The 24856-nt window shown below is 57.0% G+C and carries 23 protein-coding genes and 1 pseudogene; 17 read left to right on the forward strand and 7 right to left on the reverse strand.

What is annotated here, in order from left to right:
- Positions 1–35: 35 nt before the first annotated feature.
- The 8 genes from KVH01_RS19875 (at position 36) to KVH01_RS19910 (ending at position 7079) form a co-directional block, all read left to right on the forward strand.
- Positions 36–266 carry an acyl carrier protein gene (locus KVH01_RS19875; RefSeq protein WP_217882580.1) on the forward strand — a complete coding sequence of 77 codons (231 nt, stop codon included), beginning with the start codon at positions 36–38 and terminating at the stop codon, positions 264–266.
- Entirely contained in the window at positions 266–1483 is a 1218-nt protein-coding gene (locus KVH01_RS19880; RefSeq protein WP_217882581.1) for a beta-ketoacyl-[acyl-carrier-protein] synthase family protein, read from the forward strand. The genes KVH01_RS19875 and KVH01_RS19880 overlap by 1 nt, the downstream gene beginning before the upstream one ends.
- Before the next feature lie 30 nt (positions 1484–1513).
- A complete protein-coding gene (locus tag KVH01_RS19885) occupies positions 1514–3343 on the forward strand; it encodes an acyl-CoA dehydrogenase family protein (RefSeq protein ID WP_217882582.1) in 1830 nt (609 codons plus the stop codon).
- Positions 3333–3815 (forward strand): acyl-CoA thioesterase, encoded by a 483-nt coding sequence (locus tag KVH01_RS19890; RefSeq protein ID WP_217882583.1) that lies wholly within the window; start codon positions 3333–3335, stop codon positions 3813–3815. The genes KVH01_RS19885 and KVH01_RS19890 overlap by 11 nt, the downstream gene beginning before the upstream one ends.
- A complete protein-coding gene (locus KVH01_RS19895) occupies positions 3803–4672 on the forward strand; it encodes a fumarylacetoacetate hydrolase family protein (protein WP_217882584.1) in 870 nt (289 codons plus the stop codon). Before KVH01_RS19890 ends, KVH01_RS19895 begins: the two co-directional genes overlap by 13 nt.
- Positions 4669–6114: an FAD-binding oxidoreductase gene (locus KVH01_RS19900; protein ID WP_217882585.1), complete on the forward strand. Its 1446-nt coding sequence runs from the start codon at positions 4669–4671 to the stop codon at positions 6112–6114. Before KVH01_RS19895 ends, KVH01_RS19900 begins: the two co-directional genes overlap by 4 nt.
- Positions 6111–6866 (forward strand): 3-oxoacyl-ACP reductase FabG, encoded by a 756-nt coding sequence (gene fabG, locus KVH01_RS19905; protein WP_217882586.1) that lies wholly within the window; start codon positions 6111–6113, stop codon positions 6864–6866. The genes KVH01_RS19900 and fabG overlap by 4 nt, the downstream gene beginning before the upstream one ends.
- Before the next feature lie 75 nt (positions 6867–6941).
- Positions 6942–7079 (forward strand): hypothetical protein, encoded by a 138-nt coding sequence (locus KVH01_RS19910; RefSeq protein WP_217882587.1) that lies wholly within the window; start codon positions 6942–6944, stop codon positions 7077–7079.
- 192 nt (positions 7080–7271) lie between these two features.
- On the opposite strand, the gene KVH01_RS19915 is transcribed toward KVH01_RS19910, so the two are convergent.
- Together KVH01_RS19915 and KVH01_RS19920 are read right to left on the reverse strand one after the other, a co-directional pair.
- Positions 7272–8489 (reverse strand): alginate lyase family protein, encoded by a 1218-nt coding sequence (locus KVH01_RS19915; RefSeq protein ID WP_217882588.1) that lies wholly within the window; start codon positions 8487–8489, stop codon positions 7272–7274.
- 16 nt (positions 8490–8505) lie between these two features.
- Positions 8506–9318 (reverse strand): MipA/OmpV family protein, encoded by an 813-nt coding sequence (locus KVH01_RS19920; RefSeq protein ID WP_217882589.1) that lies wholly within the window; start codon positions 9316–9318, stop codon positions 8506–8508.
- Positions 9319–9537: 219 nt separating this feature from the next.
- Between KVH01_RS19920 and KVH01_RS19925 the strand changes: the two genes are divergently transcribed.
- Together KVH01_RS19925 and KVH01_RS19930 are read left to right on the forward strand one after the other, a co-directional pair.
- Complete coding sequence (locus KVH01_RS19925) at positions 9538–10227, forward strand: response regulator (RefSeq protein WP_043049438.1); 690 nt, start codon at positions 9538–9540, stop codon at positions 10225–10227.
- A gap of 5 nt (positions 10228–10232) precedes the next feature.
- Positions 10233–11408: a sensor histidine kinase gene (locus tag KVH01_RS19930; RefSeq protein ID WP_217882590.1), complete on the forward strand. Its 1176-nt coding sequence runs from the start codon at positions 10233–10235 to the stop codon at positions 11406–11408.
- Between the two features lie 729 nt (positions 11409–12137).
- Here the strand turns inward: KVH01_RS19930 and KVH01_RS19935 are convergent.
- The 4 genes and pseudogenes from KVH01_RS19935 to KVH01_RS19950 all read right to left on the reverse strand — a co-directional run bounded on the left by KVH01_RS19935 (position 12138) and on the right by KVH01_RS19950 (position 15095).
- Positions 12138–12493 (reverse strand): annotated as a pseudogene (locus KVH01_RS19935) (type II toxin-antitoxin system RelE/ParE family toxin).
- Between the two features lie 2 nt (positions 12494–12495).
- Positions 12496–12786, reverse strand: a complete 291-nt coding sequence (locus tag KVH01_RS19940; protein WP_217882591.1) for a type II toxin-antitoxin system ParD family antitoxin — start codon at positions 12784–12786, stop codon at positions 12496–12498.
- A 477-nt stretch (positions 12787–13263) separates the two neighbouring features.
- A complete protein-coding gene (locus KVH01_RS19945; RefSeq protein WP_217882592.1) occupies positions 13264–14241 on the reverse strand; it encodes a fimbrial protein in 978 nt (325 codons plus the stop codon).
- Positions 14242–14339: 98 nt separating this feature from the next.
- On the reverse strand, positions 14340–15095 hold the full coding sequence (locus KVH01_RS19950) for a hypothetical protein (protein ID WP_217882593.1): 756 nt from the start codon (positions 15093–15095) through the stop codon (positions 14340–14342).
- 234 nt (positions 15096–15329) lie between these two features.
- On the opposite strand from KVH01_RS19950, the gene KVH01_RS19955 reads away from it, so the two are divergent.
- The 4 genes from KVH01_RS19955 to KVH01_RS19970 all read left to right on the forward strand — a co-directional run bounded on the left by KVH01_RS19955 (position 15330) and on the right by KVH01_RS19970 (position 19668).
- Entirely contained in the window at positions 15330–16253 is a 924-nt protein-coding gene (locus tag KVH01_RS19955) for an ABC transporter ATP-binding protein (protein WP_217882594.1), read from the forward strand.
- Complete coding sequence (locus KVH01_RS19960; protein WP_217882595.1) at positions 16250–16984, forward strand: ABC transporter permease subunit; 735 nt, start codon at positions 16250–16252, stop codon at positions 16982–16984. Before KVH01_RS19955 ends, KVH01_RS19960 begins: the two co-directional genes overlap by 4 nt.
- Before the next feature lie 4 nt (positions 16985–16988).
- The gene (locus tag KVH01_RS19965) at positions 16989–18806 is read left to right on the forward strand and encodes a Gldg family protein (RefSeq protein WP_217882596.1); all 1818 of its coding nucleotides are present in this window, start codon (positions 16989–16991) and stop codon (positions 18804–18806) included.
- A gap of 112 nt (positions 18807–18918) precedes the next feature.
- A complete protein-coding gene (locus tag KVH01_RS19970) occupies positions 18919–19668 on the forward strand; it encodes an SDR family NAD(P)-dependent oxidoreductase (protein ID WP_217882597.1) in 750 nt (249 codons plus the stop codon).
- On the opposite strand, the gene KVH01_RS19975 is transcribed toward KVH01_RS19970, so the two are convergent.
- The gene (locus tag KVH01_RS19975; protein ID WP_217882598.1) at positions 19665–20585 is read right to left on the reverse strand and encodes an AraC family transcriptional regulator; all 921 of its coding nucleotides are present in this window, start codon (positions 20583–20585) and stop codon (positions 19665–19667) included. The two genes, KVH01_RS19970 and KVH01_RS19975, sit on opposite strands and share 4 nt — an antisense overlap.
- 86 nt (positions 20586–20671) lie before the next feature.
- Between KVH01_RS19975 and KVH01_RS19980 the strand changes: the two genes are divergently transcribed.
- From KVH01_RS19980 to KVH01_RS19990, 3 genes are all read left to right on the forward strand, one after another.
- The gene (locus KVH01_RS19980; protein ID WP_217882599.1) at positions 20672–22147 is read left to right on the forward strand and encodes an aldehyde dehydrogenase family protein; all 1476 of its coding nucleotides are present in this window, start codon (positions 20672–20674) and stop codon (positions 22145–22147) included.
- 608 nt (positions 22148–22755) lie between these two features.
- Positions 22756–23832, forward strand: a complete 1077-nt coding sequence (locus KVH01_RS19985; RefSeq protein ID WP_217882600.1) for a fimbrial protein — start codon at positions 22756–22758, stop codon at positions 23830–23832.
- 389 nt (positions 23833–24221) lie between these two features.
- Positions 24222–24851, forward strand: a complete 630-nt coding sequence (locus KVH01_RS19990; protein ID WP_217882601.1) for a response regulator transcription factor — start codon at positions 24222–24224, stop codon at positions 24849–24851.
- The last annotated feature ends 5 nt before the right edge of the window (positions 24852–24856 follow it).

Below are 24856 nucleotides of genomic sequence, written 5' to 3' on the forward strand. Positions count from 1 at the left end.
ACCCACCTACAGTTCCACACAACAGGAGTCATGTGATGACCGTAAGTAACGAAGCTATCGCCCAAGCCATTGCCGCGCGTTTCAACATCGAACAAAGCCGTATCGTGCCGGAGGCTTCCCTTGAAGACCTGGGTTTTGACTCGCTGTCCCAGGTCGACCTGGCCCAGTTGTTGAGGAAGAAACTCGGTGTGCAGATCAGCGATGCGCAGCTGTCGGAAGTCGCCACGGTCGGTGACGTTCTGGCACTGGCCAACGGTAAGGCGTAATGGTCGCTGAAGCGGTGGTCGTGACCGGTATCGGCCTGGTCACCCCCGCCGGCATTGGCCTTGAGGCGAACTGGCAGCGGGTGGTGGCAGGTCAAGCCACGGCCGCGCCGGACCAGACGCTCGAAGCGATGCCGGTGGGGATCTCGTGCCGTGTGCCCAGTTTTGACAGCGTCTTGCTGGGCGTCAAGAACCCCTGGCAGTGGGACCGTTACGCGCAGTTCGCCTTGCTGGCTGCGCGTCAGGCCCTCGAGGATGCTGGCCTCGAGGCCGGCAGCTGGACAGATGCGAGCCGCGTCGCGGTGATCATCGGTTCCGGGGCAGGGGGCACCGCCACCCTGGAGCAGCAGCACGCCGTGTTGCTCTCCGAAGGGGCTGACGATGTGTCCTCGCTGACCCTGCCCATGGGTCTGCTGAACATGGCCGCCGGGCAGGTGGCCATTGAGTTGGGCGCGCGCGGCCCATGCCTGGCGCCGTGCTCGGCGTGTGCATCAGGGGCCTCGGCGCTGGGCATGGCCAAGGACCTGATCAACCGCGGGGTATGTGACATTGTGGTGGCCGGCGGTGCGGAAGCACCGATCACTCCCCTGTATGTCGCTGCCTTTGCCAAGATGCGGGCGTTATCGCGCAACCCTGATGCCAGTGGTGCATCGCGACCATTCGATGCGGCGCGTGACGGCTTCGTCATCGGTGAAGGCGCGGGGATGTTCGTGCTGGAGTCCCAGGCGCATGCCCGGGCCCGAGGTGCACGCAGCCGTGGCCGTTTGCTCGGTTATGGCGCATCGGCTGATGCTCACCACGTCACCACGCCTCATCCGCAAGGTCTCGGTGCCCGTTTGGCGATGCAGGCGGCGTTGCGCGATGCCGGTATCGAGGCCGGCGTCGTGGATTACGTAAATGCCCACGGTACGTCGACGCCGGGCAATGACGTGATCGAGTCGCATGCCATCGCCGAGTTGTTCGGTACCCGCATGCTGGTTAGTTCGACCAAAGGCGTGACCGGACACCTGCTGGGCGCCGCTGGCGCTATCGAGGCGGCCTACACCTTGCTCGCTCTTGAACACGGGCGGGTGCCACCGACGGCCAACTTGCGCAACCCCGACCCGCAGATCGCCGTTGATCTGGTCCAGGGTCAGGCACGCGTGCAGCCAATCAAGGTGGCGCTTTCCAATTCTTTCGGATTTGGCGGCCAGAATGTCTCACTGGTATTCGCCGCCTGAGACATCGCCGCTCACTGCACAGGACATGTCATGACTCAACCAAGCATCCCGGGAGCCGTCGCTCCCCTGGCGCGCGACGAACTGCGCGACCTGTTGTTTGCCGGCACCTTCGAGAGCCATCACCAGAGCATACGCCAGCTGCTGCTCGACCCGATCTTCGACCCGCAGCCAGGTCTGAACCTGGAGGAGGCCGGACGGCTGGCCTACGCCCGCAGCCGCCATCTGCACGCGGCGCTGGAACGTCCGCTGCAGATCCTCGCCAACCCGCGCAGGCTGTTTGCCCTGGCCGAATGGCCCAGTCTGCTGGACGTCGCCAGCTTCTCGCTGTTGATGGTCCACTACAATCTTTGCCTGGGCACGGTGTTTGATCACGCCCAGGGCCGTGACGACATCGCCGGGCTGACCGAGGCGCTGGACGAGCTGACCTCGTTCGGCCCCTACATGGCGACCGAACTGGGCTTTGGGAATAACGTCGCAGCGTTGCAGACTGAGGCGGTGTATGACCGCGACAGACAGACCTTTACGCTGAATACGCCGAGTGCCGGCGCGCAAAAGTACATGTCCTACAGCGGGTTCGGCGATATCCCCAAAGTCGCCACCGTGATGGCGCGCTTGAAAATCGACGGCAAGGATCACGGCGTATTTCCGTTTCTGATCAGGCTGTCCACTGAGGCTGGCTTATGCCAGGGCATCCGTGCGGTCATGTGCCCGGAGAAACCGGTGCAAGGGCTCGACAACGGCCTGACCTGGTTCGACAACGTGCGCGTGCCCCGTAGCAGCCTGCTGCACGGCGACATGGGCCACTTCAGCGAAGACGGTAGCTTCGTACTCGGCGCGGGCAATGCTCGTTCGCGCTTCCTGCGTGCCATGTCGCGAATCGTGCCTGGCCGCTTGTGTGTGGCCAGTGCCGCCCAGGGCGCCAGTCGTGCGAGCCTGTACATCGCATTGCGCTATGGCCAGCAGCGGTTGACCAACGCTCCCGGAACCAACGACATGCCTGTCATCGAGTACCGCAGCTACCAGCGCTCGCTGTTCTCGGCACTGGCCAGCACCTATGCAATGACGCTGCTGCTCAACGAAGCCAAGGCGCGTTTCTTGGCCAACACGGTGGAGCCGGCTGCCGATGTCGTCAGCCTGATCAATATTACCAAGGCGCTGGCGACCTGGGATGCCTCCAGCGTGATTGCCGAGTGCCGCGAGCGTTGTGGCGCACAAGGCATTTTCAGTGTGAACCGCATCGCCGATTACGGTTCGCTGCTGCAAGGCCTGGTGACCGCCGAGGGTGACAACCTGGTGCTGCTCGCAACCGTGGCTGGTCAATTGCTCGCGCAGGCCTGGCAAGGGCCAGTGCCGCTACGCCCGGCACGCGCCCGACGCCTGGCCGAACCGGAGTGGCTGATCACGGCCATCGCGTTCCGTGAGCATCAGCTGTGGCTGACGATCCGCGAGGAGATGAACGCTGATGAACGCGGCTATTTCGAGGTGTGGAACGACGCAATGAATCCGGGCCTGGAGCTTGCGCGGCTGCGCGGTGAGCGCATGGCCCTGGAGCAACTGTGGAGTGCTTCGCTGCATGCGCAGCAGGACGAAACCAAGGCGGCGCTCAATGGCCTGGTGTCGCTGTACGGCCTGAACCTGCTGCAGCGCGACGCAGTTTGGTTCCTGGCACATGAGCTTATCGACGCCGGCCAAGCCTTATCGCTGTCGGGGCGAATCGACCAGCAATGCACAGCCCTGCGCCCCCACGTGCCGACCCTGATCGAGGGTTTTGCCCTGTCACCTGAGCTGTTGCGCGCGCCCATTGCCCAGGACGACTACATCCAGGCTTTCTGTATGCAGGTACACGCCAATGTCGATTGATACTGCCAGCCCACGCATAGACACGTCGGCTACTGCACAGACTTCTGTGCACATCTATCAATGCCCCGTCCGCTGGTCCGACATGGACGTGTACGGGGTGGTCAACAATGTTTCGTTCCTGCGCTTGCTCGAGGAGGCGCGGGTGGACTTCATCTGGCGCCTGGGCGCGGAGCAGGGCGATGCCTTCTTCAGCGGCGGCTCCGTGGTGGTCAGGCATGGGATCGAATACAAGCGTCCGCTGGTGCATAAGCATGAACCCGTGGCCATCCATATGTGGGTCTCCGAAGTGCGTGCCGCCGCTGTCACGATCGAATACGAAGTGCGTGATGGCGACACGTTGTGCGCCCTAGCGTCGACCACCATGGCGCCATTCAATTATGAAGGGCGCTATCCGCGCACCATGAGCGATGAAGAAACGGCGTTCTTCGAGCGTTTCCTCAGCCCACGTAAGGCGTTGTCATGCGCCTGCTGAGGGTGGGTGCACCGGGGCGTGAGCGCCCCTGTGCAGTCGACGTCAATGGCTCGGTGCGTGACCTCAGTGGGTGGGTCGATGATTGGGCCGGGGCAACGCTGGCGGTGGCGCAGATGGAAGCGTTGTCGCGGCGTTTCACCCAGCAATGGGCGCAACTGCCGCAGGTTCATATCGAGCACGAACGCATCGGGCCGGCATTGCGGCCGGGACAGATCCTGTCGATTGGCCTGAACTACCACCGGCATGCGCGGGAGGCGGGGATGGCAGTGCCGGAAGAACCCATTGTGTCGAGTAAATCGGTGCATGCGTTGGCGGGCCCCTTCGATGACCTGGTGCTGCCACTGGACGGCGACAAGACCGATTGGGAGGTGGAGTTGGGTGTGGTCATCGGCCGGCGGGTCCAATACCTGGCCATGCCCGCTGACGCGGCAACCTGCATCCTGGGTTACTGCACCGCCAATGACTTGTCCGAACGCAGTTGGTTACTGGAGCGGGGCGGGCAATGGATCAAGGGCAAGTCATTCGATGGCTTTGCACCGCTGGGGCCTTATCTGGTGACGGCCGATGAGGTGCCGTCGCCCCAGGCGCTGGAACTGATTTGCCGGGTCAATGGTGAGGTCATGCAGCGCGACAGCAGCGAGGACATGATCTTCGACGTGTATCACCTGATTCACTACCTTAGCCGCTTCATGACCCTGCACCCTGGCGATGTGATCCTCACCGGAAGCCCGGGGGGTATGGCATTGGGGCGACCTGGCCAGGCGTTCCTGCGCGACGGCGATGTGGTCGAGGCCGAGGTCGCTGGCCTGGGCGCGCAGCGTCAGGTATGCCGCGCATTCAATAAGGAAATGACATGAGCCAACTTGCCCAGACCTTTGCCCGCACGGTATTACGTGAAGCGCCGGCTGAGCTTATCGAAGCCCTCGCGACACGTTTTGATGAACGTTGTTCGACCGCTACGGCCGTACGTGAGCAGCATGGCCGCGACGAGTCGGCGTATGTCGATGCACCGCTGCCCCAAGCCGTGGTGTTTGCCCGCAGCACCGAAGACATCGTTGACACCGTACGCCTGGTGGCTGCGCACCGCGTGCCGCTGATCGCTTATGGTGCCGGGTCGTCCGTCGAAGGTCATTTGCTGGCGGTGCAGGGCGGCATCAGCCTTGACCTCAGCCAGATGAACCAGATCCTGGCGATCCATGCCGAAGATATGAGCGTCACCGTGCAGCCGGGCGTGACCCGCCGTCAGCTTGAAGAGGCCTTGAAGGGCACCGGCCTGTTCTTTCCCATCGACCCGGGCGCCGATGCGTCCATCGGTGGCATGTGCGCCACGAGCGCCAGCGGGACCAATGCGGTGCGCTACGGCACCATGAAAGAGAATGTGCTGGCCCTGCAGGTGGTGACTGCCGACGGCGATGTCATCCGCACCGGTACCCGGGCCAAAAAAAGCAGCGCCGGCTATGACCTAACCCACTTGATGGTGGGAAGCGAAGGCACCCTGGGCATTATCAGCGAGATCACCCTGCGCCTGCACCCTGTGCCGGAGTCGATCTGCGCTGCCGTGTGTTCGTTTGACAGCATCGACCAGGCGGTGAACGCGGCGATGCAGGTGATCCAGTCCGGTATCGCCGTGGCGCGAATCGAGCTGATCGACGCCAATACCGTACGCATGGTCAATGTGCACAGCAAACTGGAGCTGCCGCAGGCGCCGATGCTGTTGATGGAGTTCCATGGCAGCGAACTGGGTGTGCGTGAGCAGGCACAAGCCGTGGAGACGATTGCCGGCGAGTGGGGCGGCCAGGCGTTTGAATGGGCGACCAGCGTCGAGGTGCGTCGGCGGTTATGGACGGCTCGACACCATGCCTACTTTGCCGCGATTCAATCGCAGCCCGGTTGCCGTGCAATCAGCACCGACACCTGCGTGCCGATCAGCCGCTTGGCCGAATGCCTGCTGGAGTCCATCGCCGAAGTCGACGCGACGGGCCTGCCGTACTTTCTGGTAGGGCATGTGGGCGACGGCAATTTCCACTTCGGCTACTTGATTGATCCTGACGACCCGGAGCAAAGGGCGCTGGCCGAGTCACTCAACGATCGGCTTGTGGCACGGGCTATTCGGCTCTCGGGCACCTGCACGGGCGAACACGGTATCGGGCTGCACAAGCAGGGCTATCTGATCGACCAGGCAGGCGCGGGGGCCGTGGCGATGATGCGCGCGATCAAGCGCACGCTGGACCCGGATAACATTCTCAACCCCGGAAAGATCTTTTCCATCGATACACCTGCCAGGGAGGCGCATTCATGACCGATAAATCCAACGGCCCCGATCATCCAATGCGTACGGTGCTGGTAACCGGCGGTTCACGCGGGCTGGGCGCCGCGGTGGTCCAGGACCTCGTGATACGCGGCCTGAACGTGTGTTTTACCTACCTCAATAATATCGAGCAGGCCGAGCAATTGGCGGCAACCCTGGGCACTGATCGGGTGCTGCCGGTGCGTGCCGATGGGCGTGATGCCAATGCTCTCGAGCAGACCGTCAAGGCGTGCGTAGCGCACTTTGGCTCCCTCGAAGGGCTGGTCAATAACGCCGGCATCACCCAGGACCGCAGCGCGCTGGCCATGACTGAGCAACAGTGGCACAGCGTAATCGGCAGTAACCTCGACAGCGCGTTCCTTGCCTGCAAGGCGGTGTTACCGCTGTTTATCGAACAGGGCTTTGGCGTAGTAGTGAATATGGCCTCGATATCCGGGCTGATCGGCGTGCCCGGGCAGGCCAACTATTGCGCGAGCAAGGCGGGCCTGATCGGCATGACGCGCTCGATGGCGGTCGAATTCGCCGCCCGTGGCGTGCGGTTCAATGTCGTCGCGCCCGGTTTCATCGACACCGACATGACCCGCAAGCTAAACGAACGACGGGTGGCCGACATGGAAAACCGCATCCCCATGCGCCGCTTCGGCACCCCGCAAGAGGTCGCAAAAGTCGTGGCCTTCGCGTTGTCGCAGGACGCGGCCTACATGACTGGCCAGGTCATGGTGGTGGACGGCGGCCTGACCTGAGTTATCGGAGCCGATCGACATGGCAGTGGAGGCCAGGCTTAGTGGAACCGTGGGTCGCCAGAAATGATCGGGGCGGTGTTTCAATTCAACTACCTGTGGCTGTGGTTGATATGGCAGGTCCTGTTCTATGACTTTGAGGGTTGGCGTACGCTGCTGGTCGCCACCCACTTGGCTCAGCAGCACTGCCTGGGGCTATTTTGCGGGCCGTTGTGAGCGCCTGTTCGGGTTCAAGCGCTGCGACGGTTCGAATGACTGCCGGTTTGGCAGTAAGTAAATCCGATAAAGTGGGGGCCATTGCCGGATATAAACCGGTAAAGCATGGATCAGGTGATTGGAAAATTGGTGGGACATGCTGAGCGGCCGGCTACCGTTCTAAAGCGGGGCTGCCGGCTCGAAGATGGACCTTCACGGCATCAGCTCAGTGTTGGACAGCCCATATTCCCCCAACGAATACAGCAAGGTTCCATACCCCAACTGATCGTAGCCACCGCTGTTCGGTCCGTAATCCCCGCCACCACCTTCAACCTGGACCTTCTGCGCGAAGGCTTTCACGTTCGGCGCCTTTAGGCCTTTAAGTACGACGTAGTGGTTGTAGAGCAGTTCCCAGATCGGACGGATGTCACCGCGATGTTCCGGCGAGATAACGGTTTGCTTGAAACCGCTATTGATGAAGGGAGTGAATGGCACGTCGTGGCCCAGGTTGTACTTGGCCACGTACTCGGCGCCTTGTAGCACGCGGTTGTTCTGGTAACCGAACAAGTCCTCACCCTGACTCCAGGCCATTTGGCAGAAACTCCCGAGCAAGGCGATGTCGAGCAATGTATGCGCCTGGTCACGCCCGCTTTCCTGGACCTGGCCCAGGCCATTGCCGTAGAGCTTCCAGACCACGTGCTCAATGGCACCGTTGCCAGCGCCATGTTTGAAATAGTTGACCGCTTCATTATAGATATCGCGGCGGTCGGTCAGTACGCCAATTGCCAGCATCGAGTTCATGTTGGCCAGGTCCCAGTTTGCCCAATAGTGGTCGACCCGCGCGTTATTGTGACGTACCAGGAAATCATGGTTCATCGGGTAGAAGACCGTGAGCATCATGCGTTGGAATTGATGAAAATCCGCAGCCGTCCACTTTGAATAACCGCGCAGTAACTCTGCGGCATTGGCGAGTTGATAACCATACAAACCGGATGCCAGGAAACGGTCCGATGTGCCTTCAATCGCCGTCAGGGTGGTGGACCATTGGTTCAACATCGCTACGGCTTTGTCGGCATACGCGGTATCGCCCGAAAGCTGCCAGCGCAGGGCCAAGGCGTACGCGGCGGCAGCGTCGTTGAATAACCTGGCGTAGTTTTCCGGATGTCGACCATCTGCCCCCCGATACACCACCGCGACCGCGCTTGGGTTCCAGGCCAGGGATGCGTGCCGGTTGGCGATCAGCTTCTGCCAGCCGGCCAGCCACGGCTGGTTATGGTTGGCCAGTTTTTCGCGGATGCGTATGAAGTCCTCCTCGGTCTGCAGCAGGCCCGGATGGACGAACGCCGAGGCTTGGGCACCGGTACTCAGCGACAGCGCGCCGAGCAGCAGGAGACGGCCCCAAGGACGGAGCAATTGAGCAAAACCCTGCATGCCTGGCGCCTCGTTATCAGAAGGTGTAGTTGATGGCGAACATGCCCTGGCCTGCGCTCTCACGCCGGACCAACGGGCTGTTACGGGCCTGGTCGGCGTACTGGGTCAGCGTCAGGCTGACCAGCGTCGACCAGTGTGCGTCCAGGCTGTGCTGCCAGTTCAAGGCGGCGGAGTAGGCGTAGATCCCGGCATCGGCGCTGTATTTTCCATAGAGCGAACGCTGGCTCTGTGCCTGGGTGACGCCGAAGAAGGTCTGGTTGTAGCGGCCATCGCCGGCATGGGCGTCAATGTCCAGGGCCAGGGTGTCGCTGTCGGTATGCACCAGGATGCCTTCCAGGCCGAAGCGGTAGCGGTTGCCACGGTGCTCACCGGCCATGCGCAGTTCGGCTTCGCCGCTGACCGACAGCCAGTCAAGCAGTTGCTGGCTGAGGGTGAAGTCGGCGACGGTGGCGCCGTTGACATCGCCCATGCCGTTCAGCTCACGGTCACCCGGGCGGCTGGTGCTGTCCTTCTCCTTGCGACCCAGGTCGTAGTTGATCGCCGCGCTGGCGCCAAAGCCGCTGTCGGATTGAAATTGCAGGCCCAGACCACGGGTGGTATCGGCGAACAGCACGCCGTGCTGGATGCTGAACATCGGCAGCACAAGCGCGTGGTAGCGGTCGGCGCCCATGTAGCGCGGCGTGACCCCCATGCCAAGGCCCAAGGTGGCGGTGGTTTCGTCGGCTGCCGGGCTGGCGTCGGCCGCCTGTGCCGGGGCCGCGAGCGTGCAGGCCATCAATGCGGCGGCGCCCCATAGCACGGTACGGGTAGGAGGAGTGGTCAAGTTCATGTTGAAACCCTTTCAGCGGAGAAAAAAAACGGTGCGCCGGACAGCGTGGCGACCAACAGCAAAACCGCGCCAAGACGTTCAGGCAGCTGGATAGGCTTGGACAGCGATGCAGTGGTCGGCATAGGATCGGCTCGCGAAAGCCGGGCGTAGGGCAATACTGCCCACGGACTTTCAATAAACCGTTCGTGAATTATCAAGGTTTCATCAAGAGGCTTCTTTGTGTCAGGAAAACGTATCCTCATCGTCGAAGACGACGCCGACAGCGCCAACATTCTCGAAGCCTATCTGCGTCGGGACGGTTTTGAGGTGGCCCTGGCCGAAGACGGCCAACGCGGCCTGGACCTGCACAAAAGTTGGCGGCCCGACCTGATATTGCTCGACGTAATGCTGCCGCGCTTGAGTGGCACCGAGGTGTTGTCCGCCGTGCGGCGCAGCAGTGATACGCCGGTGATCATGGTCACGGCCATGGGCGACGAGCCGGAAAAACTCGGCGCCTTGCGCTATGGCGCCGACGACTATGTGGTCAAGCCCTACAGCCCACGCGAGGTGGTGGCGCGGGTGCACGCGGTGTTGCGGCGTACCACGGGCAGCCAACCGGTGGAACAGTCACTGCGTCATGAAAACCTGCGAGTGGACCTCGTCGCCTTCACCGCGGCCATTGAACACCGCGATGCGCCGTCGCAGTTGCTGGACCTGACGCCGACGGAGTTCAAACTGTTGGTCACCTTGCTGAAGACCCCCTCCAAGGCCTTCACCCGTAATGAGCTGCTGGAAATCTGCCTGCCGGAAAGCGAAGCCCTGGCCCGCGTCGTTGACGCCCATGTGCACAACCTGCGGCGCAAGCTCGAAACCCATGGCATCGTCGGGGTACTGGTGACGGTGCGCTCCATCGGCTATCGATTCAGGTGAGCACCATGCTTGAGAACTCACGGGTCAACGACAAACCCCTGTGGCGCTGGGTCGGCATGCGCATGAGCCTGTTGGCGATCGGCGCGGTGGTGGTGATCGCCATCTGCATGTGGATCAACTTCAGGCTGTCGGACCGGTATTTTTTGCAGCACCTGCCGCCAGCGGCGCGCGAGGAGTTGCTGCAGCTGCGCGTCGAGCCGCAGCTCAATGAGACACGCTTGCGCCAACTGGTTGCCGAATACTATCCGCTGGAATTCTTCCTGCCGGACATGGCCAACCGCGACTGGCTGATTCTGGCTTGCCTGGTCCTGGCCGCAATTCCGATCATCATCACCTGTGGCTTGTGGTTTTCGCGCCCCTTGTCCAGCCAGTTCTCGGCAATTGCCCAGGGCGCGCAACGGGTTGCCGGCGGTGATTTCCTGACGCGCCTGCCGGTTCACCGCGACGCACCCGATGAGCTGCAGCGACTGATCGGTGACTTCAACAGCATGACCACGCAACTGGAGCGCTATGAGCGCGATGTACGCGAGTCCAGCGCGGTCATCGCCCACGAACTGCGCACGCCATTGAACGCCGCCATGGGCCGGGTGCAGGGCATGCTCGATGAGGTGTTCCCCAGCGATGCCGCGCAGTTGGGCATGGTCAAGCGCCAGCTCGATCAACTGCGAAAACTGGTGGATGACCTGCACCTGTTATCGATGGCCCGGGCCGGCCGGTTGGTGCTGGAGCGCAGCGATTTTTCCCTGGCGGCCCTGGTCGCCGAACGACTGGCCTGGTTCCAGCCGCAACTGGATGAGGCCGGCGTGCGCACGCAGGTCAGTATTGCCGATGGGTTTCGTCTGCATGCCGATCGCGATCGTCTGGGCCAGGTGATCAATATCCTGGTTGATAACCTGCTGCGTTACGCGGCTGGCGGGGGCGAATTGAGCGTCATGGCGCATCGAGTCGAAGACCGGATGGTGTTAGAGATCGGTGATCGCGGCCCAGGTATCGAGGCTCAGCACCTGGACAGCGTATTTGACCGCTTCTGGCGGGCGGAGCGCTCCAGGGCGCGTTATTCGGGCGGCAGCGGGCTGGGCTTGTCCATCGCCCGCGCAATCTGCCAGGCCCATGGCGGAGCCATTACCGCCAGCAACCGCGCCGAAGGGGGGACGCTGATCCGGGCGGAGTTTGCGCTGTAGTTTTTCGGGCTATATGTCTATGGCTGGATATAGGCAAATATGCCGTCTACGTCGGTCATTCGAGCGTCTGCATTGACGGGGCATTGCGCATGGAGTGGAAAACGTGGTGCGCACTGTCTTGGCGGTCTTGGCCTTGAGCGGGGCGGTAGGGGCGTCGGTGGGGGCAGCCTTTTCAAGCCCTCCAAAGCATGCCCTCAGATATGCCCCCAATTGCACAGGGTGGGCGAGCGATCGCGAATGGCGATTTCTGACCCGGAGCGGGGTGGCCGTGGCTGGTATTCAGTGCGCCTCCGTATACTGGATGACCAACCCGAATCTGGCAAATTCTTGGTCGTTAGATGAATCGATGTCCTTAATTGGAGTTGTCCGGGCTGTCTTTCAGCACCTGTCCTGAAATTGGCATCGTAAGATGCTCATGCTCTGCGAGATGTTGCAATGGCGCTGGTCGCCAGGGAGATCGATCCGCGTGTCCAACGGCTGACGGAGGGGAATGCTAGGCGCCTGGCCACCGAAAACGCCTAGGAAGCGGTTGTTCAGTATTCAATGTGGTACGCAACGCTGAGCATCGTGCCTCTGATCATGGGTCTCAATAGTCCGGTCGGCCCCAGAACCTCTCGCTTCAACGGGGTACGGAGCCGGATGGCAGCGAGGGCGCTCAGGTTGCATATAGATGCGGGCGCCTTACCTTCGCTGTTCATTGCCAGCTAAGCCTTTGAGCTCGCTCGGCGATCAGTCGTTGGGCAGGTGCAGTTGCCCTTCCATGGCGTCATGAAGGAGTCGGACGACCTCGATCACGTCGGCGGTTGCTACACGATAAAACACGAGATGGCGAGGGCTCTTGACCGCCCCATGGGGCTGTTTGGCCAGCTGTCGTGAATAGATGAGGTGATAGCTGCGAAGGCCCGGTGCCAGCTCATCGCATTCGTAGCTGCCAATGCGATAAGGTGTGTCGGCGATCGCTTGCAGCGCCGAGAGGATCAGCGCCTGATACGCTGGCGTGCTTGATCGCCGAACTGCATCTGGGAGAGTCTGAGGATGTCGACAATGTCGGAGCGCGCCGGGTTGGAAATCCGATACTGCGGCATGCTCAGTGTTTCTCTCTCGCGGGGAGGGTTGCCTCCAGGCTCAAGCCCTCGAGGTAGTGCTCCAGACCCTCTTCGCTCACCTGAGTAAAGCGCCCGTGCTCAAGATCCATGATGCCGATTGAGGTCGCCTGACGCAGGGCCTCAATTTTGGCAGTGTCTTCGGCGAGACGCTGTTCCAATAGCCGCAAACCTGCCCGCATCACTTCGCTAGCATTCTGATAGCGGCCAGACTGCACCAGGTCATGGATAACCTGCTCCTGATGAGGGGTGAGCACAACGTTTCGCGTCGCCATAATAAGCTCCAGCTTTCGATAAACAGTATCTTTCGAACTTTGGCATATTATGCCATTTTTTCTGGGTGCACACAGTTTTGGATTTGAATCTGACGAACTGTGTCGTACGGGGTCATCCTTTGTGGCATGCGCACAAAGTCAAAAGCGGGCTGTCGTAGCGGGACGTCATAGCCAGCTTGATTAGTGTAGGCCTTTGGCCTTCAGTTTGGCCAAGCCTAGTTTGATGTGTCCGGCGCTCTCACGCCGGCAACCAAATTCTTTGTTTCGGGATTGTCATGACGAATGAAATAACCCATAGGTGGTTCGTTACGACAGAGTCAATTATGCAATGAAGTGGGCCGGGGATGGAAATACTCTTGAGTGCTCAGTATGTTCGGTTGGGCAGTGGTGAGGCCTTGAAAGCTCGTGCAGCCAACGGAGCGGCAGAGTTTACGTTTACGTTTCCATAAAGACTGCGAAAAAGTTGAGACCTAAATGCTACAAATAGCTCATGACGAATGTTATTTCGGCATTTGCTGTACCCGGGCTTATCTTCGATCCACTTGCAATTCGAGTATAACGCGCGTTCAAAGGAATGGTGAAGCTTACGCCGGTCTCCGAATAATCATTGAGAGTGATGGGGGTATTTAGTGCTACAGGCTTAAGGTCGCCATCGACAATCTGCAGGCCTATACCTTTCGCTGTCGAGGTTTGGTTGAGTTTAATAATGCCCAGGCTGCTGTTCGATGACGGCGAGGATGAGGTGGGCGTGAGCGTATACAACACCTTCTTGATACCGGGCGGGCAGTTGTAGAGGTTGATATTGAATGCGATGTTTTTTTTTGAAGGCGAGCCATCTTTAGGCATATCGTCGAGTCGATGTTGGCCCATGTCGACCTGCACGCTGGGGGTTTGGCAGGCTGGGCTTGTAACGGTTGCAATGCTGGTCAGCCGAATGCTAGTTGTAAGAAGCCCTCCAAATGTCAATCCACCCATATCTCCGGCAGGAATGGTCGCCCCGCTCACGATCTTGCTAGTTTTTACAATACGCAGAGCGCCTGTCGAATTTGCTAATGAGCTAGTCGAGCCCGTGGGCGGGAGGTTGGTTATTGTATAGCCGTATCCTTTGACAGTTACGCGATTGTAGACATACTGCCAGGATAGTCCGGTGTCCCCGATAGGAAATAAATCTGTCGTAGTTGGGTTGCTTCCAAGATTGTTTGTGACACCGAATGGGGTTTGTCCGCTACAATGTATTAATGAATTACTATTGTGCGGGTAAGTTGCCGATTCAAACACCGTTGTGCCTAACGGAGTATCCCTCGGTAGCACAATTGTTTTTGGCAAATTAATTGATATCACACTTTTGCTATTTCCAGAAGGGAAGCTACAGTCAGCCATCAGGTTGCTGCTGATATACAAAAGGAAAAAGCAAGCTCCGCTCGCTACTGATAGCTTTTGAAAGCCTATTCTCATGGTTCACTGATTCCTTTAAATTTACTGTATTTTGTGTTTTTTTTGTGGTGAGCCTTTTCAATGACTGGAGCGATAAAAGGCGCGAAGGGATAAAGTGTTCAGGCTCTCAAAAGTGCGTTGAGTTGTTTTTCAGCCGATTGCAGTGATTCAATACTTCTGTGCAGCTCTTTTTCGCGTTGGCTCATTATCAACTCCTGATCTGTTAAAAATTTTTCTCGCCGCTCACACTCTCTTTCTCGCTCTTCAAGTGCTATATATTTTCCCAGTAATATTTCCTTGTGCTTAACCACGCTGGCAATGAGTGATTTCAAGTTCACTTCAATTTTTTCAGAGGTTATCTGTTCGCAGGGTTTTTCTAGTAACTCATTTGAAGAAGCCGATTCAGTCTTTGTTGCACTGCGCTCAGGCTCATCGCTGCCACTGGATTGAAAGGAGGGTGAATTTTCGTAAGTGCCAGGGCTATAGTGCAGAAGACTATTAAGCCACGTTTCGCTGATTTTCAAGTTGTAATGAGTGTTCTCTGAGCTGCACAGAATGTTTGTTTCTGTCAGGTCCAATACCCTATAGGTGTCGTCAGTCTGCGTGGCATCAACTGAGCAAGCATCGCGAATAATACTTTTTAGCACTTGTGTAGCGGTCGTCAGCGCTTCCGGTGGGGCGTTACACATATCAAGGCTACGATCATCTCCTTCGAGGGGTGTGAGATAAATCTTGATCAATTCATCGCCAGATTTTTCATTCAGGCTATAAACCAGAAACTTTCGGTTGATGTGCGTGGCGATAAAGCCACACAGCACTACAGCATTGTGTAGTTGGCCGTGGCCGTCAGGTACTTCGAGGGTTCGCAATAACATTTGGATTCCAGCTATTTAGATTGAGGGATTTAAGATTGAGACAATAGCCAGCCGACTCTGATGCGCATATCAGATAAATCGCACTTGCTCGTAGATATTTCGAAGCGCGCCAAGGGACAATCGGATTTATCACACTTGACCTTTCAGGGCCCTCATCCTGTGGTTAAGGTGCGTGCGAAACGAAGCGTGCACTCCTATGCGCTTCAACGCGTTTGCGCAGGTAATTCGATAGCCATGATTGATATAGCCCATTTAACCAAACGGTTCGGCAATGCTCTTGCAGTGGATGATGTGTCTTTCAGTGCAACCTCCGGAGAGGTGTTGGGAATGCTCGGTCCAAACGGCGCCGGCAAATCAACCACCTTACGTATGCTCGCCGGTTTCATATCGCCCACCTCGGGTACCGCCAACCTCTGTGGTTTTGATATCCGCCGGCAGTCGCGCCATGCTCAGCGCTTGATCGGTTACGTCTCGGAAACCGGTGCCTGTTACAACGAAATGTCCGTCGTGAGTTTTCTAGATTTCATCGCTCAAGTGCGTGGTTTGCGTGGGGGCGATAAGAAGTCACGGGTCACAGCCATGCTTGAGCAATTCGAGTTGATGGAGGTCCGTGGCCAGACTATTAATACGTTGTCAAAGGGCTTTCAGCGCCGTATCGGCTTGGCGCAGGCGATTTTGCATGACCCCATGATACTGATCCTCGATGAACCCACTGATGGCCTCGATCCCAATCAAAAACACCGCGTACGTGAGCAGATCAAAGACTTGGCCCGCGACAAGATCGTGATTATTTCCACGCATATTTTGGAAGAGGTCACCGCGTTGTGCAGTCGTGTGCTGGTCATGGATAAAGGGCGTCTGTTGGTGGACGGCACCCCACTGGAACTGGAAAGTCGTTCGCGTTATCACCAGGCCGTGACGCTTTATCCCAGACAGCCTCTGGATATGATGACGCTGGGTATGCTGCCAGGCGTTGCTGGCATCGAGGCGGGGCCTGAACTCCATAGCGTGCGGGTGCTGGCACGCACTGGAGTGGTGATATTACCGGCGATCAACTCGCTTATTCTGAGCCGCGGTTGGGATGTGCCCCGCCAGGAAGTCGAACGCGGCTCGTTGGGTGAAGTTTTCCGGCTGCTGACCCGGGAGCAACACGCATGAAGACGTTCTGGCCAGTGTTCAAGCGCGAGCTGTGCAGTTATTTCATCACGCCTATCGCCTACGTGTTCACCATGTTGTTGCTGGTGCTCAGCGGTATCAGCACCTTTTACCTAGGCGACTTTTACCAGCGCAACCAAGCTGACTTGCAGCCATTTTTCGACTGCCTGCCATGGTTATTCGCCCTGCTGTTGCCAACCTTGGCGATGCGCATGTGGTCCATTGAGCGGCAGACCGGTTCGATCGAGTTGTTGATGTGCCTGGCGGTGGGGACGGCGGAAGCGGTTGTAGCCAAGTTCCTCGCCGCCTGGGTAGTCAGCGCAATCGCGCTGGCAATGACGTTTCCGTTGGTTATCACGGTCAACTACCTGGGTGTACCGGACAACGGCGTAATCCTCTGCGGTTACTTGGCCAGTTGGCTGCTGGCGGGGAGCTGCCTGGCGATCGGCGGCTGTCTTTCAGCGCTGACCAAGAACCCATTGATTGCCTACCTTACAGCGATGGTGTTGTGTCTTGCATTCATGGTCTGTGGTACCCCGGTTTTGTTGGATGCCTTGCGTGGCTGGGCTAGCTTGCCGTGGCTGGATGGCGTGGCTTCGCTGAGTTTTCTCACGCACTTTGAGGGGCTCTGCCGAGGGGTGTTAGACCCGCAGGACCTGCTGTACTTTATCAGCCAGCTTGTCGCCTGGCTCGCCGCCACTGTCATCGCGGTTGAGCTAAAAAAGGCGGTATGAGGCCATGTCGTTCAAACCGTTGACACGTAGTTGCTTGTGTCTGGCGATTATTATCGTCGGTTTCGTGGCGGTCAATTTTGACTTGGCGCCGCGTCTGGCATCAATGCGGGCGGACCTTACCGAGCAGCAGCTTTATACCATCAGCCCGGGCTCCCGCCAGATTATCCAGGCCGTGACCGAACCCACGGACCTGTACTTCTACTTTTCCAGCCAGGCCGCTAGGGATCTTTTGGTCATGCGCAGCTATGCGGTGCGCATCGAGGCCCTGCTGCGCGAGTACGAGCGCGTCTCGAAGGGTCGGTTACGGATTCATGTCATAGATCCTGCGCCATTTTCAGCAGACGAAGCGCGCGCAGTGGAGCTTGGCATGCAATCTGCCCCTATCGGCAAGGCAGGGTCTGCGGTGTTTTTTGGCCTGGCCATGGTCGACGCCCAGGCACGGCACGCGAGCATCGGTTTTTTTGCGCTTGAACAGCAGGTGTTTCTTGAGTACGACATCAGTCGCACATTGCAGGCGCTGGCTCGAAACAAAAAGTCGGTGATCGGCTTAATGTCTTCGCTGCCGTTGGTGGGAGGCTTCGACGCTCAGTTGGGGCGAACCCGGCAGCCGTGGCGGATTATGCAGGAGATCGGTAACGCGTTTGACGTACGCGAAGTGCAGCTTGATGTTGACACTATCGACAGCGAACTCAAGGTCTTGATGCTGGTTCATCCCAAGCGGTTACCAAAGGCGACACTGCGCGCCATCGACCAGTTTGTACTGCGCGGTGGGCGATTGCTGGTGTTCGCCGATCCTTATAGCGAGCAGGATCGCGGCGATCATTATTTTGGGATACCCAGTAAAGACAAGTCCTCCGATCTCTCGCCCTTGTTTAAGGCTTGGGGTATCAAGTTGTTGAGCGATAGTGTGTTGGGCGACGGTCGTCATGGCCAATTTGTGGCTTTGGCGCCAGGCGCAGTACCGGTCTGGCAACCAACCGCTTTAGGGTTGCCAACTGCCTCGATGAACGCACAGGACGTGATTACAGCCGGCATTGGCAGCCTCAACCTGACAACCGTCGGTATTCTGAGCGCAGTGCCCGGTGCGACGACCACGTTGACGCCGCTGCTGCACAGTTCAGAACAGGCCATGGCTTTCAAGACGGCGCGGCTGGATCATCTGAAAAACCCTGATGACTTGGTCAAGAGCTTCAGGGCTACAGGTGAACGCTACTTGATTGCGGTGCGGCTGCAAGGGCCGGCACGTTCGGCCTTCACCGACATTGCCGGACCGCTTACCGAGGCGCAGAACGTCAACGTCGTAGTTGTGGCGGACACGGATATGCTGAGCGACAACCTGTGGGCGGATGTGCAGCAGCAAGGGGACCGGCTGGTAACCGTGCCATGGGCTGACAATGCGGTGTTTGTGCTCAATGCGCTGGACAGCCTGTCCGGGTCGGATGCCTTGATTAGCTTGCGCTCGCGCGGGCATTACAGCCGAACGTTCACTGTGGTCGAACATTTGCAGCAGCAATCCCGCGAGCGTTATCGCAGAATGAGCCTTGAGTTGCAGGGCAAGCTCGATGAAGCTGAAAAGCATCTCGCGCCATTGGCCGCAGAGCAGGGGCGCAATATGCCTCTGACGGCGGAACAGCAAACCGCCCTTGCACAATTTAACGCTGAAAAAGCAGGCGTTGAAATGCAGATGCGCCTTGTAGCGCGAGAGCTGACCCTTCAGGTTGAGCATCTAGGCCTGTTGCTCAAGGCGCTCAACATCCTGGCAATCCCATTGCTGCTTTCACTGATCTGCTTTTGCATATTCTTTTGGCGCGGGCGGTCGTGATGAAGGCAGGACGATTACTAAGCTTTTCTGGAGCATTGGCTATTAACCGGTTCCCGCCATCCTCTTAAGCTGGATTCACTGATTTTCAGCCTGCAATAGAAAGGAAGTGAACATGAACAGGTTACACAAGAAAGTCGCGCTGGTGACCGGCGCCTCCAAGGGTATTGGCGCGGCCATTGCCAAACAATTGGCCCAGGATGGCGCCACTGTCATCGTTAATTACGCCAACAGTCGCGAGGACGCTAACCGGGTGGTTGAACAGATCCTGCAAACCGGCGCCAGGGCATATGCAGTGCAGGCCGATGCTTCCAACAGCGCCGACCTCAAGGCGCTGTTCAAGACCATTGTGCATGAGCATGGTCACCTCGATATTTTGGTCAACAATGCCGGTGTCTACTCGACCAGCGCCTTGGCCGACATTACTGAGGCGGAGTTTCATCGCCAGTTCAACCTCAACGTCCTGGGACTGATCCAGTGTACCCAGGCAGCAGTTGAAGTGTTCAACGCTAAGGGCGGCAGCATCGTTAACATCAGCTCCAGCGTCACCTCGTTCACACCGGCCAACTCGGCGGTATACACCGCCTCCAAGGCGGCTGTGGACGCCATCACCCGTACCCTGGCCAATGAACTGGGCCCCAGAAATATTCGTGTCAACTCAGTAAACCCAGGGTTGGTTGTCACCGAAGGCGTACATGCCAGCGGTTTTTTCGAAGATGCGTTTCGCGAAAAAATAGAAGCCATAACGCCGCTGGGTCGCATTGGTCAGCCCGAGGATATTGCACCCGCAGTCGCCTTCCTGGCATCGTCGGATGCAAGCTGGATCACCGGTGAAACCCTGATAATCGGCGGCGGGCTGCACTAAGCCTGGGTGGCATGCTCGCGCACATAGTGGCGGGGCGACTGCAACATGACGCGCTTGAATGCCGTGCTGAATGCGCTTTCGGACTCATAGCCCAATGAGAACGCGATGGTAGACACCGAGTCATCGGAGTTCTTCAACCGATCACTGGCCAGCAACATGCGCCAGTACGTCAGATACTCCATAGGTGCTGCGCCGACCACCTGCTTGAAGCGCAGCGCGAATGCTGAGCGTGACATGGTCGCCAGTTGCGCCAGCTCCTGGACGCTCCAGCGATGGGCCGGGTCGGCGTGCATCGCGCTAAGGGCAACACTGAGGTTGCGGTTGGCCAAGCCGTAAAACCATCCGATGCCGCTGCTTTCCAGGGTCGCCAGGTGGGTGCGCAAGACTTCGACCAGCATCAGGTGCGCCAAGTGTTCGTTCATCAGCGAGCGGCCTGGGCGCTTCTGCTGCAACTCCGAGGTGAACCGCTCAAGCGCCCAGCGCAGGACCGAGGCCTGCGGATCATTGCCTTGTACGTGAACCAGCGAGGGCAGGCCGCTGAGTAGCAATTGAGTAGGGACACCGCTGAAGTCAAAACGGCCACCGACCAACTGAGTTTCATCGCCGCCGTAATGCAGGGCCAGTTCGTCCGCCGCGAGGGTTTGAAAGTGACCGTCGGAATTCATCACCGGCTGGGACATATCACTGTAGAGCGAAAAAGGCATGCCTCTGGTCATCAGAAAGCAATCGCCCTGATGCAGTCGCTGCGGTTGTTGTTCGCCATCCACTTGTAGCCAGCAACTGCCTTTGACTACCGCCGTGAACTTGATGCCTTCGCGTTCAGGAAAGGTGAAAGCCCAATCACCGCCCAAGGACAGCGTGGCGGAGTGGTAATTACGGATTCTTAACAATGAAAGGACGTCGGACAGAGGATCCATATATCACCCAATTGGACGGAAAATAAAGTAGTCTGGATTTTATAACATAGATCATCCAGATTTCACGTTTAAATATGAGGTACACCATGCAAATCAATTTCGATAAGTCCTATGGCCCACTGATCAATGGGGTGTTTGAAACTGACGATAAAGCGCACTCTTTTGCTGCGATCGACCCTGCCACGGGCAGGCACTTAGCCTACATCCGTTATTGTGACGCCGCGGACGTCGATCGCGCCGTTACTGCGGCGCATGCTGCGTTTCCAGCCTGGCGTGCCCTGGGTCAGCAGATGCGCGCACGTCTGGTAAATCTGCTGGCGGACGAGATAGAAGAGCACAGTGAACGCCTGGCCATGATCGATGCCCATGACGTGGGTCGTTGCATCAGCGAAGTACGCAAGGACTACCTTACCGCCGTTCGGCACTATCGCTATTTCGCCTCAGTGATCATGGCTCATGAAGACACTGGTCGGGAAATCGACGGTGGTTACGCCATCGCCAAGCGTGAACCCTTGGGCGTGTGCGGGCAGATTATTCCCTGGAACGCGCCGGCGATTATGGCTGCGTTCAAGCTCGCTCCGGCATTGGTGGCCGGCAATACTGTGGTCTTGAAACCCGATGAAAACGCCTCTTTATCGACGCTTGAATTAGGCAAGCTGATTAACGAGATCTTCCCGGCCGGGGTGGTGAACATGGTCACCGGGTTGGGGGAGGTAGTCGGTGCGGCGTTGAGCGAGCATCCTCTGGTCAGGAAGCTGTCATTTACTGGCAGTACGCAAGTCGGTCGCACCGTGGCCGGAGTGGCCGCCCGGCGTCTGGTACCCGCGACACTCGAACTGGGGGGTAAGAGCGCCAATATTGTGTTCCCCGATATCGACGACATTGATGCGGTGGTCGATAACGCCACCTTCGCAGCTATTCATAACAACGGGCAGTCATGCCTGGCCGGTACCCGCTTGTTTGTGCATGCCGCGATTTTTGAAGTGTTCAAGCAAAAGCTGATTGCCGCGTTCAATCGAGTGAAAGTGGGTTCTCCACTGTCCGAAGAGTCGCGGGTCAGTTGTCTGGTCAACGCGCAACAAGGTGAGCGTGTGTTGAGTTACATAACTATGGGCTTGGAAGAGGGCGCCGAGCTGCTCGCAGGTGGCGGTCGCGCAGCAGTACCAGGTAGTAATCACGGCTACTTCATCCAGCCAACCTTGTTACTTGCACGTAATGACATGAGCATCTGCCAAGAAGAGATTTTTGGCCCGGTACTGTCGCTGATCGTGTGGGATGATTATGAAACGATGATCGCCCAGGCCAATGACACCGAATATGGTTTGGCGTCCGGAATCTATACCAGCAACTTGCAGCACGCTATGGAAACCGCAGCAAGGTTGGAGGCGGGATCGGTGTGGATCAATCGTTATTCGAACATTACCGATGGCACCGCCTTTGGCGGCTATAAAAATAGTGGTATTGGTCGAGAGTTCTGTCGGGAGACCCTGAATGCCTACACGCAGATCAAAACTGTGACGGTACAAGCAAGGTTGCCGAAGGTATGGTTCACCGAAAGATAAAAACAGGCAATTCATTTGGGTAGTTGATTTTTTGCGCCCACCAGCACCTTGCGCATGTTGAGTGCTTTAGAATCGATAAAAACATGCAAGGTTAAAATGTAGAAGTTTAGGTTGGCGTTGCCTCACAGATGCACGCCAATTTTTTTGTCTCGGTACGGTCGAGCTTCTTATCCAATGATGATGTGACTCACTTCATGCCTGAATGTGAACTGTGTTAGAAATATCAATAATCCCTCTCGGAGTGTGATTGGTTTTCCGCTATCGGAATTCCCGTCCGAATATATTTCATCATATTTTATATGCTCTAATTCATTATGTTTTGTTGGGGTTGATGTCGGCTGAGAAAAATTATTTATGCTGTGTAGGAATAGTCCTACAAGGCCTGAGGATCTATCTTTGGTCTGTGTGGATCGTTGCGGTTGGCTGCTTCTGTGAGAAAGGTAGAATCCGGGAACTCTTAAGCATAGTGAACTTATCTATTTGTTGTTGCCAACCTAGAGGTACACAGTGGTGTCTATTCCATTCAAAATAATTCTCGCGTCGTCCATCGTTGGGCTTTTCGCTACATCTGCTATGGCTGCTGACGGTACTATCAATTTAGGGAGTTGATGTATGATAAGTTTGATTTGTATTTCCTCTTGGGCGATGTGGAGAGTGGTGTGAGAAAATTATGGTTTGTGTTTTTCTGTTTTTTTGTTCGCGTATGTAATGCGGAAATTGTATGCGCTCCGGTCTCGTCACCGTTGAAGATAATCTTACCGTCTGACATAAACTGGCAGAAAGAAAGCCATGCTGATGGTATGATTTCTACCGAGTGGCATACCGCATCCAATCAAAGGATTTGCAATGGTGTTGGTGTTTTTCAATTGAATAATACGTTCTTGGCCCCTCGTGTAGGCACGTTCTCATTTGGCAAAAGTAACTATTCATTGTTTTCAACACCGGTCCCGGGTGTAGGTTTTATTGCTGAGCTTATGTATATGATCGGGGATTGGGGGGCGGCTACTGATGTCACAGCTAGTGGTGGCGTGATGCTTACACATAGCTCGTCAGGTGCTCCGGTATCGTTTATTAATCAACATATCAAGATAGGTGCGCGAATAAGATTGGTGGCTATAGATAAGGGTCTCAAGTCAGGTATTTATACCGTTCCCCCCTTCAATGTAATAGCCTCGACGTTTGATCAAAACGGTTTTGCGTCGATTGATATGGGTATTGCAACTACCTCCGGCACGACAGTCACTGCAAAGTCAAAATCATGTACTCTTGAGTCGCCGGATGTTGTAAAGCTACCAAAGTCCAGCTTTTCACAGTTTAAATCGGTCGGTGATACCGCGGGCGACACCCAATTTAGTCTTTCGCTGGTTTGTTCCGATTCATTTGCTCCATACACGGTATCCTACTATATGACAGATGCCTATAATTCAGCAAATAACAGTGCTCTGCTCGCCTCTCCGGATGGGGCACGTTATGTGAAAGGAATACGCGTGCAAGTGATTGATGGATTTACTCCAGTGAATTTTAGCTCTGAACTTACCACGCTTAGCAGGCGCTATATTGGTGCTGTAGGGACTGCAGGCGCAAACTTAAGTAAGCAGTTTTTTGCTCGGTATAAGCGTGATGCTTCAAAAATGTCCCCAGGTCTCGTTGAGGCAGGTGTGGTTGTCACTCTGGTTTATGAATGAGGCGCGCTTAAATTATGGATTTTCTGTAAATTATGTATTGGCTTGCAGGCGCTTCTCCAAAAAAATAAACTTTGCATGAGGGTGGTGGTCATGTCTTTTGTTTGTTACTTGGACTTCACGCGTATTGCAATGATCGGGTAAGTGTTGCTATTTACGGTTGCTCCTTTGTTTGCGGGTGATGTGCTCAAGGTTTTTTACCTTCACCCTATCCATGCTCTATGAGCAAGCTGTTATTCTTTCTGCGTACTCGTAGTGCGTCGAGTATGCGATTAGTAGTGGCGAATGGGGAGGGGAGGGTTACAATAATACAGCCCCCGCGGGCCGATGTAGGCTTGAACTGTCATCAGCAGGCCTACCATCTTATCTCAACTGTAAGGAACTCATTAACTATGGGCAACATAGTCATCGTCGACGACCACCCCCTGATGCGTATGGCTGTGCGCGTGATGCTTGAGCAAGAAGGCCATTCGATTGTCGCCGAGGTCGACAACGGTGTAGACGCGGTAGAAGTCGTCCGCAAACTGCTCCCGGACCTGATCGTTCTTGACCTGAGTATTCCGAAAATGGACGGCCTCTCTGTCATCGCGCACTTGAAGGCTATCGGCATTTCTACCCGTGTGTTGATCCTCACCTCTGGCGACACTCGCAACTTCGCCATGCGCTCGTTACAAGCCGGTGCCGCAGGTTTTGTCTGCAAGGATGACAACCTGGACGAGCTGATAGGGGCGGTGAAGGCAGTGCTGTCGGGTTACAGCTATTTCCCGGTCAATACCATCCACCAATTACGCGACAATACCCAGGCCGCCAGCGAGGAAAGCCAGCTGATTGCGCAATTGTCAGATCGTGAGATCACCGTGTTGAAACTGCTGGCACGCGGCATGGGCAACCAGGCCATCGCCGATGAGTTGATGATCAATCACAAAACGGTGAGCACTTATAAAATCCGCCTGCAACGCAAACTGAGTGTAGAAAACCTGATTGCGCTCGGTGACCTGGCCAAGCGCAATGGCTTGGCGTAGTCGCT

Source organism: Pseudomonas khavaziana, assembly GCF_019145205.1.
Taxonomy (GTDB): domain Bacteria; phylum Pseudomonadota; class Gammaproteobacteria; order Pseudomonadales; family Pseudomonadaceae; genus Aquipseudomonas; species Aquipseudomonas khavaziana.